Here is a 14757-nt window from a genome sequence, read left to right on the forward strand (position 1 = left end):
CCGGGGTCGTGGTGGTCACGGGAGTCACGGGGGTCACGGGTGGGTTCAGGAGTCCTGGCCGGCGGGCACGGCGCTGCCGACGGCGGCGGCCAGGTTGCGGAAGCCGCCGGCCCGGACCTTGGCCGACAGGCCCCGGTGGATGCGGCGGCACCAGAACGGGCCCTGGTAGATGAAGGCGCTGTAGCCCTGCACCAGGTCGGCGCCGTGGACGATGCGCTCCCAGGCGTCCTCGGCGGTCTCGATGCCGCCGACCGAGACCAGGGTGAGCCGGCCCCCGGTGCGGGCGCGCAGGCGCTGCAGCACCTCCAGCGCGCGGGCCTTCAGGGGGGCGCCGGAGAGGCCGCCCATGCCGATCTCCTCGATCCGGGCGGCGGAGGCCCGCAGGCCCTCGCGGCCGATCGTGGTGTTGGTGGCGATGATGCCGTCCAGGCCGAGCTCCAGGGCGAGGTCGGCGACCGCGTCGACGTCCTCGTCGGCCAGGTCGGGGGCGATCTTGACCAGCAGCGGCACGTGGTGCGGGGTGGAGCGGTCGGCGGCCTCGCGGACGGCGCTGAGCAGCGGGCCGAGGTGCGAGACGGCCTGCAGGTTGCGCAGCCCGGGGGTGTTCGGCGAGCTGACGTTGACCACCAGGTAGTCGGCGTACTGGGCGAGCCGCTCGGTGGACTTCACGTAGTCGCCGATCGCGTCGGCCTCCTCGACCACCTTGGTCTTGCCGATGTTGATGCCGACCACCGGGGTGGAGCTGGTGTGCGGACGCTGGGCGAGCCGGGCGGCGACCCGGGCCGAGCCCTGGTTGTTGAAGCCCATCCGGTTGACCAGCGCACGGTCCTCGACCAGGCGGAACAGCCGCGGCTGCGGGTTGCCGGGCTGCGCCTCGCCCGTGATGGTGCCGATCTCGACGTAGTCGAAGCCGATCATCGACAGGCCGTCGATGCCGACGCCGTTCTTGTCGAAGCCGGCCGCCAGGCCGAACGGGCCGGGCAGGTCGAGGCCGAGGGCGGTGGTGCGGAGCGCGCGGTCGTCCGGGGCGAGCACCAGCCTGACGAGGGTGCGCAGGCCGGGCACCGAGGAGGCCAGCCGGATCCAGAAGAAGGCGAGGTGGTGGGCCTTCTCCGGGTCCATCTTCTTGAAGACGAGGTCGAACAGCAGCTTGTACAAGGCGGGGCTCCATCGGGGGCGGGCGCGGCCGGCCGGGGGTGGGTGGGCATGGAAGTGGGGGGCACCCGTGGTCCGGTGCCCCCCACTGCGGGGTACTACTTGCGGCCGGCGTTGATCAGCTCGGCGTGCTCCTGGAGCGACATCACCCCGACCTCGTCGCGCAGCAGCGCGTCGATGCCCTGGACGGCGGCGCCCATGGCCTGGACGGTGGTCAGGCAGGGCACGGCGCGCGCGACGGCGGCGGTGCGGATCTCGTAGCCGTCGAGGCGGCCGCCGGTGCCGTACGGCGTGTTGATGATCAGGTCGACCTCGCCGTCGTGGATCAGCTGGACGATGGTCCTCTCGCCGTTCGGGCCCTCGCCCTCGCTGTGCTTGCGCACCAGCGTGGACGGGATGCCGCCGCGCTGCAGCACCTCGGCGGTGCCGGCGGTGGCGAGCACCTCGAAGCCGAGGCCGACCAGCGCACGGGCCGGGAAGACCAGGTTGCGCTTGTCCCGGTTGGCCACCGAGACGAAGACCTTGCCCCGGGTCGGCAGCGCGCCGTACGCGCCGGCCTGGGCCTTCGCGTACGCCGTGCCGAAGACCTTGTCGATGCCCATGACCTCGCCGGTGGAGCGCATCTCCGGGCCGAGGACGGTGTCCACGCCGCGGCCGTGCACGTCGCGGAAGCGGCTCCACGGCATCACGGCCTCCTTGACGGAGATCGGGCAGTCGGCGGGCAGCGTGCCGCCGTCGCCCTCGGCCGGGAGCAGGCCCTCGGCGCGCAGCTCGGCGATGGTGGCGCCGAGCGAGACCCGGGCGGCGGCCTTGGCCAGCGGCACCGCCGTCGCCTTGGAGGTGAACGGCACGGTGCGGGAGGCGCGCGGGTTGGCCTCCAGCACGTAGAGGATGTCGCCGGAGAGCGCGAACTGGATGTTGATCAGGCCGCGGACGCCGACGCCGCGGGCGATCGCCTCGGTCGAGGCGCGCAGCCGCTTGACGTCGTAGCCGCCGAGGGTGATCGGGGGCAGCGCACAGGCGGAGTCGCCGGAGTGGATGCCGGCCTCCTCGATGTGCTCCATGACGCCGCCGAGGTAGAGCTCGGTGCCGTCGTAGAGCGCGTCGACGTCGATCTCCACCGCGTCGTCGAGGAAGCGGTCGATCAGCACCGGGTGCTCGGAGATCAGGCCGGCGTGGCGCTCCAGGTAGGAGGCGAGGGAGGCCTCGTCGTAGACGATCTCCATGCCGCGGCCGCCGAGCACGTAGGACGGGCGGGCCAGCACGGGGTAGCCGATCTCGTCGGCGATGGCCTTGGCCTCCTCGAAGGAGAAGGCGGTGCCGTGCTTGGGGGCGGGCAGGCCGGCGTCGCGGAGCACGCGGCCGAAGGCGCCGCGCTCCTCGGCGAGGTCGATCGCCTCGGGCTGGGTGCCGACGATCGGCACGCCGTTGTCCTTGAGCGCCTGGGCCAGGCCGAGCGGGGTCTGCCCGCCGAGCTGGACGATGACGCCCGCCAGCGGACCGGCCTGCTGCTCGGCGTGGACGATCTCCAGCACGTCCTCCAGGGTGAGCGGCTCGAAGTAGAGCCGGTCGGAGGTGTCGTAGTCGGTGGAGACGGTCTCCGGGTTGCAGTTGACCATCACGGTCTCGTACCCGGCGTCGGCCAGCGCGAAGGAGGCGTGCACGCAGGAGTAGTCGAACTCGATGCCCTGGCCGATGCGGTTCGGGCCCGAGCCGAGGATGATCACGGCGGGCTTGGTGCGCGGGGCGACCTCGTTCTCCTCGTCGTAGGACGAGTAGAAGTACGGGGTCTTGGCGGCGAACTCGGCGGCGCAGGTGTCGACGGTCTTGAAGACCGGTCGGATGCCGAGCGCGTGCCGGACCTCGCGGACCACGTCGGGGCGCAGGCCGCGGATCTCGCCGATCTGCTGGTCGGAGAAGCCGTGCCGCTTGGCGTGGCGGAGCAGGTCGGGGGTGAGCTCGGCGGCGTCGGCCAGCTCGACGGCGATCTCGTCCAGCAGGAAGAGCTGGTCGACGAACCACGGGTCGATCTTGGTGGCCTCGAACACCTCCTCCGGGGTGGCGCCGGCCCGGATGGCCTCCATCACGGTGTTGATCCGGCCGTCGGTCGGCACGACCGCCTTGGCCAGCAGCTCGGCCTTGTCCCCCACCGGGCCGGTCCAGCAGAACTGGGAGCCCTTCTTCTCCAGCGAGCGCAGCGCCTTCTGCAGCGCCTCGGGGAAGTTGCGGCCGAGGGCCATCGCCTCGCCGACCGACTTCATGGTGGTGGTCAGCGTGGCGTCGGCGCTCGGGAACTTCTCGAACGCGAACCGCGGCACCTTGACGACGACGTAGTCGAGGGTCGGCTCGAAGGAGGCCGGGGTCTCCTCGGTGATGTCGTTGGGGATCTCGTCCAGGGTGTAGCCGACGGCCAGCTTGGCGGCGATCTTGGCGATCGGGAAGCCGGTGGCCTTGGAGGCCAGCGCGGACGAACGGGAGACGCGCGGGTTCATCTCGATGACGATGACCCGGCCGTCCTCGGGGTTGACCGCGAACTGGATGTTGCAGCCGCCGGTGTCGACGCCGACCTCGCGGATGACGGCGATGCCGATGTCGCGCAGGATCTGGTACTCGCGGTCGGTGAGCGTCATCGACGGGGCGACGGTGATCGAGTCACCGGTGTGCACGCCCATCGGGTCGAAGTTCTCGATGGAGCAGACGACCACGACGTTGTCGTTCTTGTCGCGCATCAGCTCCAGCTCGTACTCCTTCCAGCCGAGGATGGACTCCTCCAGGAGCACCTCGGTGGTCGGCGAGAGGGTCAGGCCCTGGCCGGCGATCCGGCGCAGGTCCTCCTCGTTGTGGGCGAAGCCGGAGCCGGCGCCGCCCATGGTGAAGGAGGGGCGCACGACGACCGGGTAGCCGCCGAGGGTGTCGACGCCGGCCAGCACCTCGTCCATGGTGTGGCAGATGACCGAGCGGGCGGACTCGCCGTGGCCGATCTTGGCGTTGACGGCCTCGACGACGCCCTTGAAGAGGTCGCGGTCCTCGCCCTTGTGGATCGAGTCGACCTTGGCGCCGATCAGCTCGACGTTGTACTTGTCGAGCACGCCGTTGGCGTCCAGCGCGATCGCGGTGTTGAGCGCGGTCTGGCCGCCGAGGGTCGGCAGCAGCGCGTCCGGGCGCTCCTTGGCGATGATCCGCTCGACGAACTCCGGGGTGATCGGCTCGACGTAGGTGGCGTCGGCGATCTCCGGGTCGGTCATGATCGTGGCCGGGTTGGAGTTGACCAGGACGACCCGCAGGCCCTCGGCCTTGAGCACCCGGCAGGCCTGCGTGCCCGAGTAGTCGAACTCGGCGGCCTGGCCGATCACGATCGGGCCGGACCCGATCACCAGGACGGACTTGATGTCAGTGCGCTTAGGCACGCTGGCCCTCCATGAGCTTCACGAAACGGTCGAAGAGGTAGGCCGCGTCGTGCGGGCCGGCTGCCGCTTCGGGGTGGTACTGCACGCTGAAGGCGGGCACGTCCAGCGCCTGGAGGCCCTCGACCACATCGTCGTTCAGACAGACGTGGGAGACCTCGACCCGGCCGTAGGGCGTGTCGCTCACCTTGTCCAGCGGTGCGTTCACGGCGAAGCCGTGGTTGTGCGCGGTGACCTCGACCTTGCCGGTGGTGCGGTCCTGCACCGGCTGGTTGATGCCACGGTGGCCGTACTTGAGCTTGTAGGTGCCGAAGCCCAGGGCGCGGCCGAGGATCTGGTTGCCGAAGCAGATCCCGAAGAACGGGGTCTTGCGCTCCAGCACGCCCTGCGCCACGGCGACCTGGTGGTCGGCGGTGGCCGGGTCGCCCGGGCCGTTGGAGAAGAAGACGCCGTCCGGGTTGACCGCGTAGACGTCCTCGACGGTGGCGTCGGCCGGCAGCACGTGCACCTCGATGCCGCGCTCGGCCATCCGCTGCGGGGTCATCGCCTTGATGCCGAGGTCCAGCGCGGCGACGGTGAACCGCTTCTCGCCGACCGCGGGGACCACGTAGGCCTCGGTGGTGGCGACCTCGGCGCAGAGGTCGGCGCCCTTCATCTCGGGCGACTGCTGCACCCGGGCCAGCAGCGTGGCGTCGTCCGCCACGGCCGGGCCGGAGAAGATGCCGCAGCGCATCGCGCCGCGCTCGCGCAGGTGGCGGGTGAGCGCCCGGGTGTCGATGCCGCTGATGCCGACGACGCCCTGGTTGACCAGTTCGTCGTCCAGCGAGCGGCGCGAGCGCCAGTTGGAGGCGACCCGGGCGGGGTCGCGGACGACGTAGCCGGCGACCCAGATCTGCTTGGACTCGTCGTCCTCGTCGTTCCAGCCGGTGTTGCCGATCTGCGGAGCGGTCATCACGACCACCTGGCGGTGGTACGACGGGTCGGTCAGGGTCTCCTGGTAGCCGGACATGCCGGTGTTGAAGACCGCCTCGCCGAACGTCTCGCCGGTCGCGCCGTAGGCCTGGCCGCGGAAGGTCCGGCCGTCCTCCAGGACGAGCACGGCGGGCACGCGCTCCCGCCGTTGGCGCTGCGTGGTGGGGGCAGGTGCGGTCATCGAGAGGCCTCTTCCGTCTTCGTCTTCGTACGTGTTGCAAGGTGAGCGACCGCCTCGACCCAGGCGGCGTGCTCGTCGGGGTGGTCGGCCCGGAAGCCGGAGTCCAACGCGGTGCCCTCGTGCGTCCAGGTGACGACGAGCAGTCCGGACGGGACGACCTTGCCGGCGATCCCGGAGTCCGTCCGGGCCCCGGTCAGGTGCTCGGCCGGGATCCAGAGGTCGACGTCACCGGGGCGCCGCACCAGCAGGCCGTGCTCGCCGAGGGTCAGGTCGGCCCGGCTGCGGGTGCCCAGGCCGTGCGCGACGACCCGGTCCAGCCAGTTCCCGGCGGTGGTGGTGCCGTGGTACCGGCCGCTGGTCTCCAGGATGGTGCGCCCGGCCCGCTCCGGCACGGCGGGCAGCGCCGGGATGCCGGACTGCAGGGTGCGCCGCCAGTTCCAGCCCTGCCGCATCAGCCAGTAGACCAGGCCGATCACGATCAGCAGGCCGACCGCCCAGCCGATGTACCCGGGCCAGTTGGTGACCCTGGCCTGTTCCTGGGCGAGCAGCGCCGACCTCATGCCTGCCCGCCCGGCTCGGTCAGCTCGCCGGCCAGGACGGTGGCGGTGCCGCGCAGGAAGGTGGCGTGCACCCGTCCGGGCAGGTCGAGGCCCCGGTAGGGGGTGTTGCGGGAGCGCGTGGCGAAGCTGTCGGGGTTCACGGCACCACGGTACGCGGGATCGAACAGCACCAGGTTGGCAGGCTCACCCACCGAGATCGGCCGTCCGTGGCCGCTGAGACGGCCGATCCGGGCCGGGCGGTGCGACATCCGGTCGGCGACGCCCTCCCAGTTCAGCAGGCCGGTGTCGACCATGGTCTGCTGGACCACCGAGAGCGCGGTCTCCAGGCCGACCATGCCCATCGCGGCGACGGCCCACTCGCAGTCCTTGTCCTCGGCCGGGTGCGGCGCGTGGTCGGTGGCGACGGCGTCGATGGTGCCGTCGGCGAGCGCCTTGCGCAGCGCCTGCACGTCGGCGGCGGTGCGCAGCGGCGGGTTCACCTTGTACACCGGGTCGTAGCTGCGGACCAGCTCGTCGGTGAGCAGCAGGTGGTGCGGGGTGACCTCGGCGGTGACGTCCCAGCCCTTGGCCTTGGCCCAGCGGATGATCTCGACCGAGCCGGCCGTGGAGACGTGGCAGACGTGCAGGCGGGAGCCGACGTGCGCGGCGAGCAGCACGTCGCGGGCGATGATCGCCTCCTCGGCGACGGCCGGCCAGCCGCCGAGCCCGAGCTCTCCGGAGACCTGGCCCTCGTTCATCTGGGCGCCCTCGGTGAGCCGCGGCTCCTGGGCGTGCTGGGCGACGACGCCGTCGAAGGCCTTCACGTACTCCAGCGCGCGGCGCATGATCACCGCGTCGTCCACGCACTTGCCGTCGTCGGAGAAGACGCGGACGCCGGCCGCGGACTCGTGCATCGCGCCGAGCTCGGCGAGCTTCTTGCCCTCCAGGCCGACGGTGACGGCGCCGACCGGCTGCACGTCGCAGTAGCCGGACTCCTGGCCGAGCCGCCAGACCTGCTCGACCACGCCCGCGGTGTCGGCCACCGGGAAGGTGTTGGCCATCGCGTGCACGGCGGTGAAACCGCCCTTGGCCGCGGCCTGGGTGCCGGTGAGCACGGTCTCGGCGTCCTCGCGGCCGGGCTCGCGCAGGTGGGTGTGCAGGTCGACCAGGCCGGGCAGGACGATCAGGCCGCTGGCGTCGATCTCGATGTCCGCCTCGGCGGTGAGGCCGGTGCCGATCTCCCGGACGACGCCGTCGGCGAGGAGGAGGTCCTGCGGGGCACCGCCGAGGATCCGGGCGTTGCGGATCAGGTACGTGACCGTGTTCTGGGTTCGCTCGTTCACTGTGCGGCCTCGCTGGAGTCGTTGCGGGGGGAGTCGGAGAGGGTGGCGCCGCCGAGCAGCAGGTAGAGGACGGCCATCCGGATGGAGACGCCGTTGGCGACCTGCTCGACCACGGTGCAGCGCGGCGAGTCGGCGACCTCGGCGGTGATCTCCATGCCGCGGACCATCGGGCCGGGGTGCATCACGATGGCGTGCTCGGGCAGCTGGGCCATCCGGGCGCCGTCCAGGCCGTAGCGGCGGCTGTACTCGCGCTCGGTCGGGAAGAAGGCGGCGTTCATCCGCTCGCGCTGCACCCGGAGCATCATCAGCGCGTCCGTCTTGGGGAGCACCCTCTCGAGGTCGTAGCTGATCTCGCAGGGCCAGTTCTCGATGCCGATCGGCAGCAGCGTCGGCGGGGCGACGAAGGTGACCTCGGCACCGAGGGTGGTGAGCAGGTGCACGTTGGAGCGGGCGACCCGGCTGTGCAGGATGTCGCCGACGATGGTCACCCGGCGGCCGGCCAGGTCGTGCCCGGCGCCCGGGTTGAGGTGGCGGCGCATGGTGAAGGCGTCGAGCAGGGCCTGGGTGGGGTGCTCGTGGGTGCCGTCACCGGCGTTGATGACGCTGCCGTGCAGCCAGTCGGACTGGGCCAGCCGGGCCGGCGCGCCGGAGGCGTGGTGCCGGATCACGACCGCGTCGGCGCCCATCGCCTGCAGGGTGAGCGCGGTGTCCTTCAGGCTCTCGCCCTTGGAGACCGAGGAGCCCTTGGCGGAGAAGTTGATGACGTCGGCGGACAGCCGCTTCTCGGCGGCCTCGAAGGAGGTCTTGGTCCGGGTGGAGTCCTCGAAGAAGAGGTTGACGACGGTTCGACCACGGAGCGTGGGCAGCTTCTTGACGGCCCGTCCGGAGAGCTGGGCCAGCTCCTCGGCGGTGTCCAGGATCAGCAGCGCGTCGTCGCGGCTGAGGTCGGCGGCGGAGACGAGGTGGCGCTTCACGCGGGCTACTCCGGGAGGTGCGGTTCGGACGGCTGGGAGGCCAGGGCCTGCGAGGAGCGGCCGGCGTAGTCGCGGTCGCCGACCAGGACGGCGTCCACGCCGTCGGTGTCGGAGAGCCGGACCTGCACGGCCTCGCGCAGCGAGGTGGGGAGGTTCTTGCCCACGTAGTCGGCCCGGATCGGCAGCTCGCGGTGGCCGCGGTCGACCAGGACGGCGAGCTGGACGGCGCGCGGCCGGCCGATGTCGCTGAGGGCGTCGAGCGCGGCGCGGATGGTGCGGCCGGAGAAGAGCACGTCGTCGACGAGGATCACGAGCCGGCCGTCGATGCCGTCGGCGGGGATCTCGGTGTGCTCCAGCGCGCGGGCGGGCTTCAGCCGCAGGTCGTCCCGGTACATGGTGATGTCCAGGGTGCCGAGCGGGATCTCGCGGCCGGTGATCTGGGCCAGCCTGGTGTGCAGGCGGCGGGCGAGGTGGACGCCCCTGGTGTGGATGCCGAGCAGGACGACGTCCTCCGCGCCCTTGGCGCGCTCGACGATCTCGTGCGCTATCCGGGTGATCACCCGGGCGATGTCCGTGCCGTCCAGCACCTGGTGCGGCGGCCGCGGCGTGGTTTCGTGGTCTGCGGTCATGCCGAAGCGGACCTCCTTCCCCGCCTCACGGGACGGGCCTTAAAGGATGTCTGGGATGGCCCCCGCCGACGGGGCGCGGGCTCCGGTCATCGTACCAGCGCGGTCACCGGCAAACGGACCTCCATCATTCCGCTTCGCCGGGTTCACGCCCCGGACGTGCCGCCGATGCGGGCCATTCGCACGACTGCCCCATTCGGCTTGACGCAACTACCTCACTCTACGTAACCTCACAGTGAGTTACGAGACGGACGTCGAACCCACCGGTAACGGCGTCGGCAATCGCCCGTGACCCACCACTGAACGCGAAGCAATCTCGTCCGGGGAGATCAATGTCCAGCGACTACGCGAAGCAACTCGGAGGCAAGCTCCGAGCGATCCGCACTCAGCAGGGGCTCTCCCTGCACGGTGTCGAGGAGAAGTCCCAGGGGCGCTGGAAGGCAGTCGTCGTCGGCTCGTACGAGCGCGGCGACCGTGCGGTCACCGTGCAGCGGCTGGCCGAGCTGGCCGAGTTCTACGGCGTCCCCGTGCAGGAGCTGCTGCCCGGCGGCACTCCCGGCGGTGCGGCCGAGCCGCCGCCGCGCCTGGTCCTCGACCTGGAGAGACTGACCCAGGTCCCGTCCGAGAAGGCCGGCCCGCTGCAGCGCTACGCGGCCACCATCCAGAGCCAGCGCGGCGACTACAACGGCAAGGTGCTCTCGATCCGCCAGGACGATCTTCGGACGCTGGCCGTGATCTACGACCAGTCGCCGTCGATCCTCACCGAGCAGCTGATCTCCTGGGGTGTGCTGAACCCCGACGCGCGCCGTGCGGTGCGCGAGGAGGAGGCGGGCTGACAGCCCGCCCACGCGGCCACCACCTGCAGAAACAGGTTCACGCCCAGCAGAAACGTCACGGCGCGGCACCCGACCGGGGGCCGCGCCGTCGCGCACTGCGCCAGCCTGCCCCGGCAGCCCCCATGCCTCGGCCCCGGCAGCCCCCGGCCCGGCAGCCCCCGGCCTCAGCAGACCGTGCCCAGCGCGTAGCCCGGCTCCGCCGCCACGCCGTCCAGCCGCACCGGGCCCGCCGCCGGCGCCCAGTCCTGCCCGCCGCTGGCCCAGGCCCAGGCCGTCTGCCGGTACTCCCCGCAGGCCGCCGCCGACCCCTGGGCCCCGTGCAGCACCGCCAGCCCGGGCAGCTCCCGGGCCAGCCCGGCGCAGAGCACCGCGCAGAGCAGTTCGAGGTCCTCGTCGTTGATCCGGACGACGCCGTCCTCCCACTGCAGCACCCGGGCCGCCGCCGACAGCCCGCCGCCCGGCGCGTCCACCGCGAGCCGCAGCTCGTACACCCCGGCGCCGGCCCCGACCAGCATCCGGCGGAACACCTCGGCCCCGCGCCGGTAGGCCTCGCGGACCGCCCGGCCGCCCTCCTCGTACAGCCCGCCGTCCAGCAGCAGGTCGGCGTGGCGCAGCGTCAGCCCGTTCTCCCGGGCCCGGACCAGCCGGGGCACGAAGTCGCCGGCCAGCTCCTCGCCCTGGTAGGCGAGCAGCTGGGTCTGCAGCGGCGGGTTGACCAGGTAGCGGTCCCGGGCGGCCGGCTCGGCCGGGTCGAGGCCGTGCAGCAGGCAGAACTCCTCGAAGTCCTGCGGGTGGAACATCCGGGCCCGGACGGTGTCGAAGCCGCGCTGCGCCTCGGCCAGCAGCTCGGCGGTGTCCCGCAGGTAGGCGGCGTAGTCGGGCGCGTCGGAGAGGCGCCAGGCACGGGCGCGCTCGAAGTCGGCCTCGCCGGCCAGCACGCCGATCACGAAGGCCTGTTCACCGCCGGCCGCGCGACGCTCGTGCCGGAGGCGCGCGCGGGGGCGCGGGCCGGCGGCGGTGCAGTCGGGGGTGCGGCGGGCACGTCCGTTGCGGCTCATGCGCCCACCTCGCTTCGCTCGGCGGGGGCATTCACCCACGCGCAGCTTTCCATTGATCGTTCGCTGCGCTCGCTCATCGATGGGCTCCTGAGGGTGGCGGACGGGCGGGTGACGGTCGGCGGCGGGTGTGCCGCTGACCGTTGTCCTCCCCAGTCCCACGCATTGCACACGTACGGCGTGTCACAGGAATGTAACCGACCGTGAGGCCTGTGTTCCGCGCCCGTTCCCCGGTCCCGCGAACCACTCGTCCGCTCCCCCGGCCCCCGTTCCCCGGCTCGCCCGTTCCCCGGCTCGCCCGTTTCCTCCGCGTGTGCGGTCAGGCCTGGCGCGGCACCCGGGCCAGCTGGCGGGACTGCGCGACCAGCCGCCCGGCCTCGTCCCAGACCTCGGCGTCCTCCTCGAAGTAGCCGCCGGCCACGTTGCGGGTCGCGTGCGTGACGCGCAGCCAGCCGGGCACCGGCCGGGCCCGCAGGTGGACGGTCAGCTCGATGGTGGGCGCCCAGCCCGGCAGGCCGAGGTCGAAGGTGACCGGCGGCAGCGCGTCGGCGACCAGCAGGAGCAGCAGCGGGTCGGGCTCGCGGCCGTCGGCGAGCCGGAACCAGCCCTGGATCCGCCCGTTGCCCGAGGGCTGCCCCAGCGCCCAGCCGATGGTGGCCGGGTCGAGCCGCAGGTCGAACCGCTCCAGCAGGGCCGCCTGCGAGATCAGCTCCTTGGGGGCGTGCTCGACGCCGATGCACTGGTCCGGCGGCGGCAGCTGCGGCGGCTGCGCGGTGGTGCGCACCTCGCCGTCCGCGGCGGCCAGGTCCCCGTGGCTGGCGACCACCCGGAGCCGCTCGACGCCGTCCTGGCTGAGCGAGGCGGTGCCGGTGGAGAGCGAGCGGCCGGTGCGCAGCACCTCGGTGCGGACGGTGGCCGGGCCGGGGGTGGAGGCGGAGAGGTAGTAGCCGCTGATGGAGACGGGGTCGGCGTGGCCGCCCTGCAGCGCCGCGCCGTGCTCCAGGGAGAGCGCGTGGCCGGCCATCGCGAGCAGCAGCCCGCCGTTGACGCCGCCGCCGATCTGCCAGCCGGTGCCCAGCTCGCCGTCGTAGCGGCCGGGCTCGTCCGGGTGGCGGGTCAGGGCGATGCCCTGGTCGAACTCGCTGCGGATCGCCGTGGTCATGGGGGGTGGCCTGCCCTTCGCTGCGGGGGCGCCGGCGAGCGGGGTCACCGGCGCGCCAGGTTACTGGCGAGTAGGGCCCAACATACGCCACCCGGGGGAAACGCACGACGGCCGCCGGACCCCTGGTCGGGATCCGGCGGCCGTACGTCGGGTGCTGCTACCGGCGGATGCTCGGCTTCAGCTCCAGGAAGCGGGCGAGCAGACCGTTCACGAAGGCCGGGGAGTCGTCCGTGGAGAACTCCTTGGCGATCTCGACGGCCTCGTCCAGGACGACCGCGTCCGGGACGCCGTCCTCCCAGATCAGCTCGTACGCGCCGAGCCGCAGGACGTTGCGGTCCACGATCGGCATCCGGTCGAGCGTCCAGCCCACCGCGTACTCCGAGATCAGGTCGTCGATCCGGCGGGCGTGCCGGACGTAGCCCTCGACCAGCTCCATCGTGTACTCGCCGACCTGCGGGGTGCCCTCGTCCGGCTTGGGCTCCCGGGCACGGGCCACCCAGTCCGCGAGGACGGTCAGCGGGTCGACGTTGCGGTGGTCGGCCTCGAAGAGGATCTGGAAGGCCCGGGTACGGGCCTTGCTGCGTGCGGCCGACACGGACTTACTTCACCCGGCCGAGGTAGCTGCCGTCGCGGGTGTCGACCTTGACCTTCTCACCGGTGGTGATGAAGAGCGGCACCTGGATCTCGGCACCGGTCTCCAGGGTGGCCGGCTTGGTGCCACCGGTCGAGCGGTCGCCCTGGACGCCCGGCTCGGTCTCGGCGATGACCAGCTCGACCGCGGCCGGGAGCTCGATGTACAGGACCGCGCCCTCGTTGGTGGCGACCAGGGCCTCGAAGCCCTCCAGGAGGTACTTGGCCGCGTCGCCGACGACGGCCGGCTCGATGGTCAGCTGGTCGTAGGTGTCCATGTCCATGAACACGAAGTTCTCGCCGTCCTTGTACGAGAACTGCATGCCGCGCTTGTCGACGTTGGCGGTCTCGACCTTGGTGCCCGCGTTGAAGGTCTTGTCGACGACCTTGCCGGTCAGGACCTCCTTGAGCTTGGTGCGCACGAAGGCCGGGCCCTTGCCGGGCTTGACGTGCTGGAACTCGACGACGGACCAGAGCTTGCCGCCCTCCAGCTTGAGGACCATGCCGTTCTTGAGATCGTTCGTGGAAGCCACGGGCGCACTTACTCCTGGATATAGCTGTCAAGGAACCAAGGGGTGCGTCCTGCCGCCTGCGACAGCCTCCCGGCCGGCCGCGGGTCTACAGGGCGAGGAGCTCCTTGGTGGTGATGGTGAGCAGCTCGGGCCCGCCCTCTTCGAGGGGGCGTACGACGAGCGTGTCCTCGATCCGGACGCCGCCCCTGCCCGGGAGGTGAACCCCCGGGCCGACGGTGACCGGTACGCGGCTGTCCAGTTTACCCATGTCCGAGGGGCCGAGGCGCGGCGCCTCCCGGATCTCCAGCCCGACCCCGTGCCCGAGCGGGTGCGGGGAGCTCTCGGTGTACCCGGCCGCCTGGAGGATCTCCCGGGCGGCCTGGTCGGGTACGTACTGCTCGACCCCGGGCCCGAGCGCCTCCCGCCCGGCCCGCTGGGCCCGGAACACCAGCCGGTGCAGCTCCACCTGCCAGGGCGCGGGGGCCGCGCCGATCACGAAGGTCCGCGCGGTGGACACGCCGTACCCCCGGTACTGCGCGCCGAGCACCACGGTCAGGAAGTCGCCCTCCTCCACCCGGCGGTCGGTGGGCTGGTGGGACTGCTGGCCGGAGTGGCTGCCGGTGCCCACCGACACCGGGAACGCCGCCTTGTCCGCGCCGTGGTCGATCATCCGGCGCTCCAGCTCCATCGCCAGGTGCCGCTCGGTCCGGCCCACCAGGATCGACTCCAGCAGCTCGCCGAGCGCCTGGTCGGCGATCTCGGCCGCGATCCGCAGGTCCGCGATCTCGTGCTCGTCCTTCACCACCCGCAGCCGCTCGACCGCCTGCCCCAGGTCGGCCAGCCGGACGCCCTCCGCCAGCCCCGCCACCGCCCGGTGCCGGGTGACGGTCAGGTCGTGCTCCTCCACCGCCAGGTCCGCCACCCGCAGCCGCGCCGCCGACGCGGCGGCCGCCAGCGCGGTGTCGGCCCCGGCCGCCACCGGCACCTGGGTCACGTCCTCCGCGATCAGGTGCTCCCCGGTGTCGTCCGGCGGCAGGTCGTCGGGCAGCGCCAGCAGCACCCGGTCCCGGGTCAGCAGCAACGTCGCCCCGCACGGCGGGCACCCGGTCAGGTACCGCACGTTCGCCGCCCGGGTGATCAGCGCCGCATCGGCCCCGGACGCACTGCAGTGCTCCCGCAACCGCTCCCGCCGGCCCGCGTACGCATCAGACATGCGTCGAGCGTACGAACCCCCACCCCGATCCGCCCGCCGAGCGCCCCCACCCGGGCACCGCGCCGCCCCGGACCGGACGGCGGGCGGGCCGGCGGCTGGGCCGCTGCGGACGGTGGTCCACACGGCGGGTGTCCTGGACGACGGGATCATCGCGT

At 72.4% G+C, this 14757-nt stretch carries 13 protein-coding genes; 1 reads left to right on the plus strand and 12 read right to left on the minus strand.

The annotated features are described in order from the left end of the window. Window positions 1-45: 45 nt before the first annotated feature. The 7 genes from ABZ885_RS13440 to pyrR all read right to left on the minus strand — a co-directional run bounded on the left by ABZ885_RS13440 (window position 46) and on the right by pyrR (window position 9197). The gene (locus ABZ885_RS13440) at window positions 46-1158 is read right to left on the minus strand and encodes a quinone-dependent dihydroorotate dehydrogenase (protein ID WP_360187217.1); all 1113 of its coding nucleotides are present in this window, start codon (window positions 1156-1158) and stop codon (window positions 46-48) included. Between the two features lie 95 nt (window positions 1159-1253). Next, window positions 1254-4562, minus strand: a complete 3309-nt coding sequence (gene carB / locus ABZ885_RS13445) for a carbamoyl-phosphate synthase large subunit (RefSeq protein WP_360187219.1) — start codon at window positions 4560-4562, stop codon at window positions 1254-1256. Next, window positions 4555-5712 carry a glutamine-hydrolyzing carbamoyl-phosphate synthase small subunit gene (gene carA / locus ABZ885_RS13450; protein WP_360187220.1) on the minus strand — a complete coding sequence of 386 codons (1158 nt, stop codon included), beginning with the start codon at window positions 5710-5712 and terminating at the stop codon, window positions 4555-4557. Before carA ends, carB begins: the two co-directional genes overlap by 8 nt. Then, window positions 5709-6272, minus strand: a complete 564-nt coding sequence (locus tag ABZ885_RS13455; RefSeq protein ID WP_360187221.1) for a hypothetical protein — start codon at window positions 6270-6272, stop codon at window positions 5709-5711. The genes carA and ABZ885_RS13455 overlap by 4 nt, the downstream gene beginning before the upstream one ends. Then, on the minus strand, window positions 6269-7594 hold the full coding sequence (locus ABZ885_RS13460) for a dihydroorotase (RefSeq protein ID WP_360187223.1): 1326 nt from the start codon (window positions 7592-7594) through the stop codon (window positions 6269-6271). Before ABZ885_RS13460 ends, ABZ885_RS13455 begins: the two co-directional genes overlap by 4 nt. After that, window positions 7591-8568 carry an aspartate carbamoyltransferase catalytic subunit gene (locus ABZ885_RS13465; protein WP_360187224.1) on the minus strand — a complete coding sequence of 326 codons (978 nt, stop codon included), beginning with the start codon at window positions 8566-8568 and terminating at the stop codon, window positions 7591-7593. Before ABZ885_RS13465 ends, ABZ885_RS13460 begins: the two co-directional genes overlap by 4 nt. 5 nt (window positions 8569-8573) lie before the next feature. Beyond that, entirely contained in the window at window positions 8574-9197 is a 624-nt protein-coding gene (gene pyrR, locus ABZ885_RS13470; RefSeq protein ID WP_360187226.1) for a bifunctional pyr operon transcriptional regulator/uracil phosphoribosyltransferase PyrR, read from the minus strand. 329 nt (window positions 9198-9526) lie between these two features. Between pyrR and ABZ885_RS13475 the strand changes: the two genes are divergently transcribed. Beyond that, on the plus strand, window positions 9527-10030 hold the full coding sequence (locus ABZ885_RS13475) for a transcriptional regulator (RefSeq protein ID WP_045692870.1): 504 nt from the start codon (window positions 9527-9529) through the stop codon (window positions 10028-10030). Window positions 10031-10194: 164 nt separating this feature from the next. Here the strand turns inward: ABZ885_RS13475 and ABZ885_RS13480 are convergent, their stop codons facing one another. The 5 genes from ABZ885_RS13480 to ABZ885_RS13500 all read right to left on the minus strand — a co-directional run bounded on the left by ABZ885_RS13480 (window position 10195) and on the right by ABZ885_RS13500 (window position 14602). After that, entirely contained in the window at window positions 10195-11088 is an 894-nt protein-coding gene (locus ABZ885_RS13480; RefSeq protein ID WP_360187228.1) for a hypothetical protein, read from the minus strand. A 316-nt stretch (window positions 11089-11404) separates the two neighbouring features. Beyond that, the gene (locus tag ABZ885_RS13485; protein WP_360187230.1) at window positions 11405-12247 is read right to left on the minus strand and encodes a thioesterase family protein; all 843 of its coding nucleotides are present in this window, start codon (window positions 12245-12247) and stop codon (window positions 11405-11407) included. Between the two features lie 157 nt (window positions 12248-12404). Then, window positions 12405-12842 (minus strand): transcription antitermination factor NusB, encoded by a 438-nt coding sequence (nusB, locus tag ABZ885_RS13490; RefSeq protein ID WP_360187232.1) that lies wholly within the window; start codon window positions 12840-12842, stop codon window positions 12405-12407. Between the two features lie 4 nt (window positions 12843-12846). Beyond that, window positions 12847-13410 carry an elongation factor P gene (gene efp / locus ABZ885_RS13495; RefSeq protein WP_313762898.1) on the minus strand — a complete coding sequence of 188 codons (564 nt, stop codon included), beginning with the start codon at window positions 13408-13410 and terminating at the stop codon, window positions 12847-12849. A gap of 85 nt (window positions 13411-13495) precedes the next feature. After that, window positions 13496-14602 carry an aminopeptidase P family protein gene (locus ABZ885_RS13500; RefSeq protein WP_360187234.1) on the minus strand — a complete coding sequence of 369 codons (1107 nt, stop codon included), beginning with the start codon at window positions 14600-14602 and terminating at the stop codon, window positions 13496-13498. Window positions 14603-14757: the final 155 nt, after the last annotated feature.

This window comes from Kitasatospora sp. NPDC047058, from assembly GCF_040643935.1.
In the GTDB taxonomy this organism is placed as follows: domain Bacteria; phylum Actinomycetota; class Actinomycetes; order Streptomycetales; family Streptomycetaceae; genus Kitasatospora.

Bases quoted from the DNA above. Each gene is read 5' to 3' on its own strand.
- ABZ885_RS13455 (WP_360187221.1), bottom strand. From the start codon at position 6,272: ATGAGGTCGGCGCTGCTCGCCCAGGAACAGGCCAGGGTCACCAACTGG.
- ABZ885_RS13480 (WP_360187228.1), bottom strand. From the start codon at position 11,088: ATGAGCCGCAACGGACGTGCCCGCCGCACCCCCGACTGCACCGCCGCC.
- ABZ885_RS13475 (WP_045692870.1), top strand. From the start codon at position 9,527: ATGTCCAGCGACTACGCGAAGCAACTCGGAGGCAAGCTCCGAGCGATC.
- ABZ885_RS13500 (WP_360187234.1), bottom strand. From the start codon at position 14,602: ATGTCTGATGCGTACGCGGGCCGGCGGGAGCGGTTGCGGGAGCACTGC.
- carA (WP_360187220.1), bottom strand. From the start codon at position 5,712: ATGACCGCACCTGCCCCCACCACGCAGCGCCAACGGCGGGAGCGCGTG.
- ABZ885_RS13485 (WP_360187230.1), bottom strand. From the start codon at position 12,247: ATGACCACGGCGATCCGCAGCGAGTTCGACCAGGGCATCGCCCTGACC.
- pyrR (WP_360187226.1), bottom strand. From the start codon at position 9,197: ATGACCGCAGACCACGAAACCACGCCGCGGCCGCCGCACCAGGTGCTG.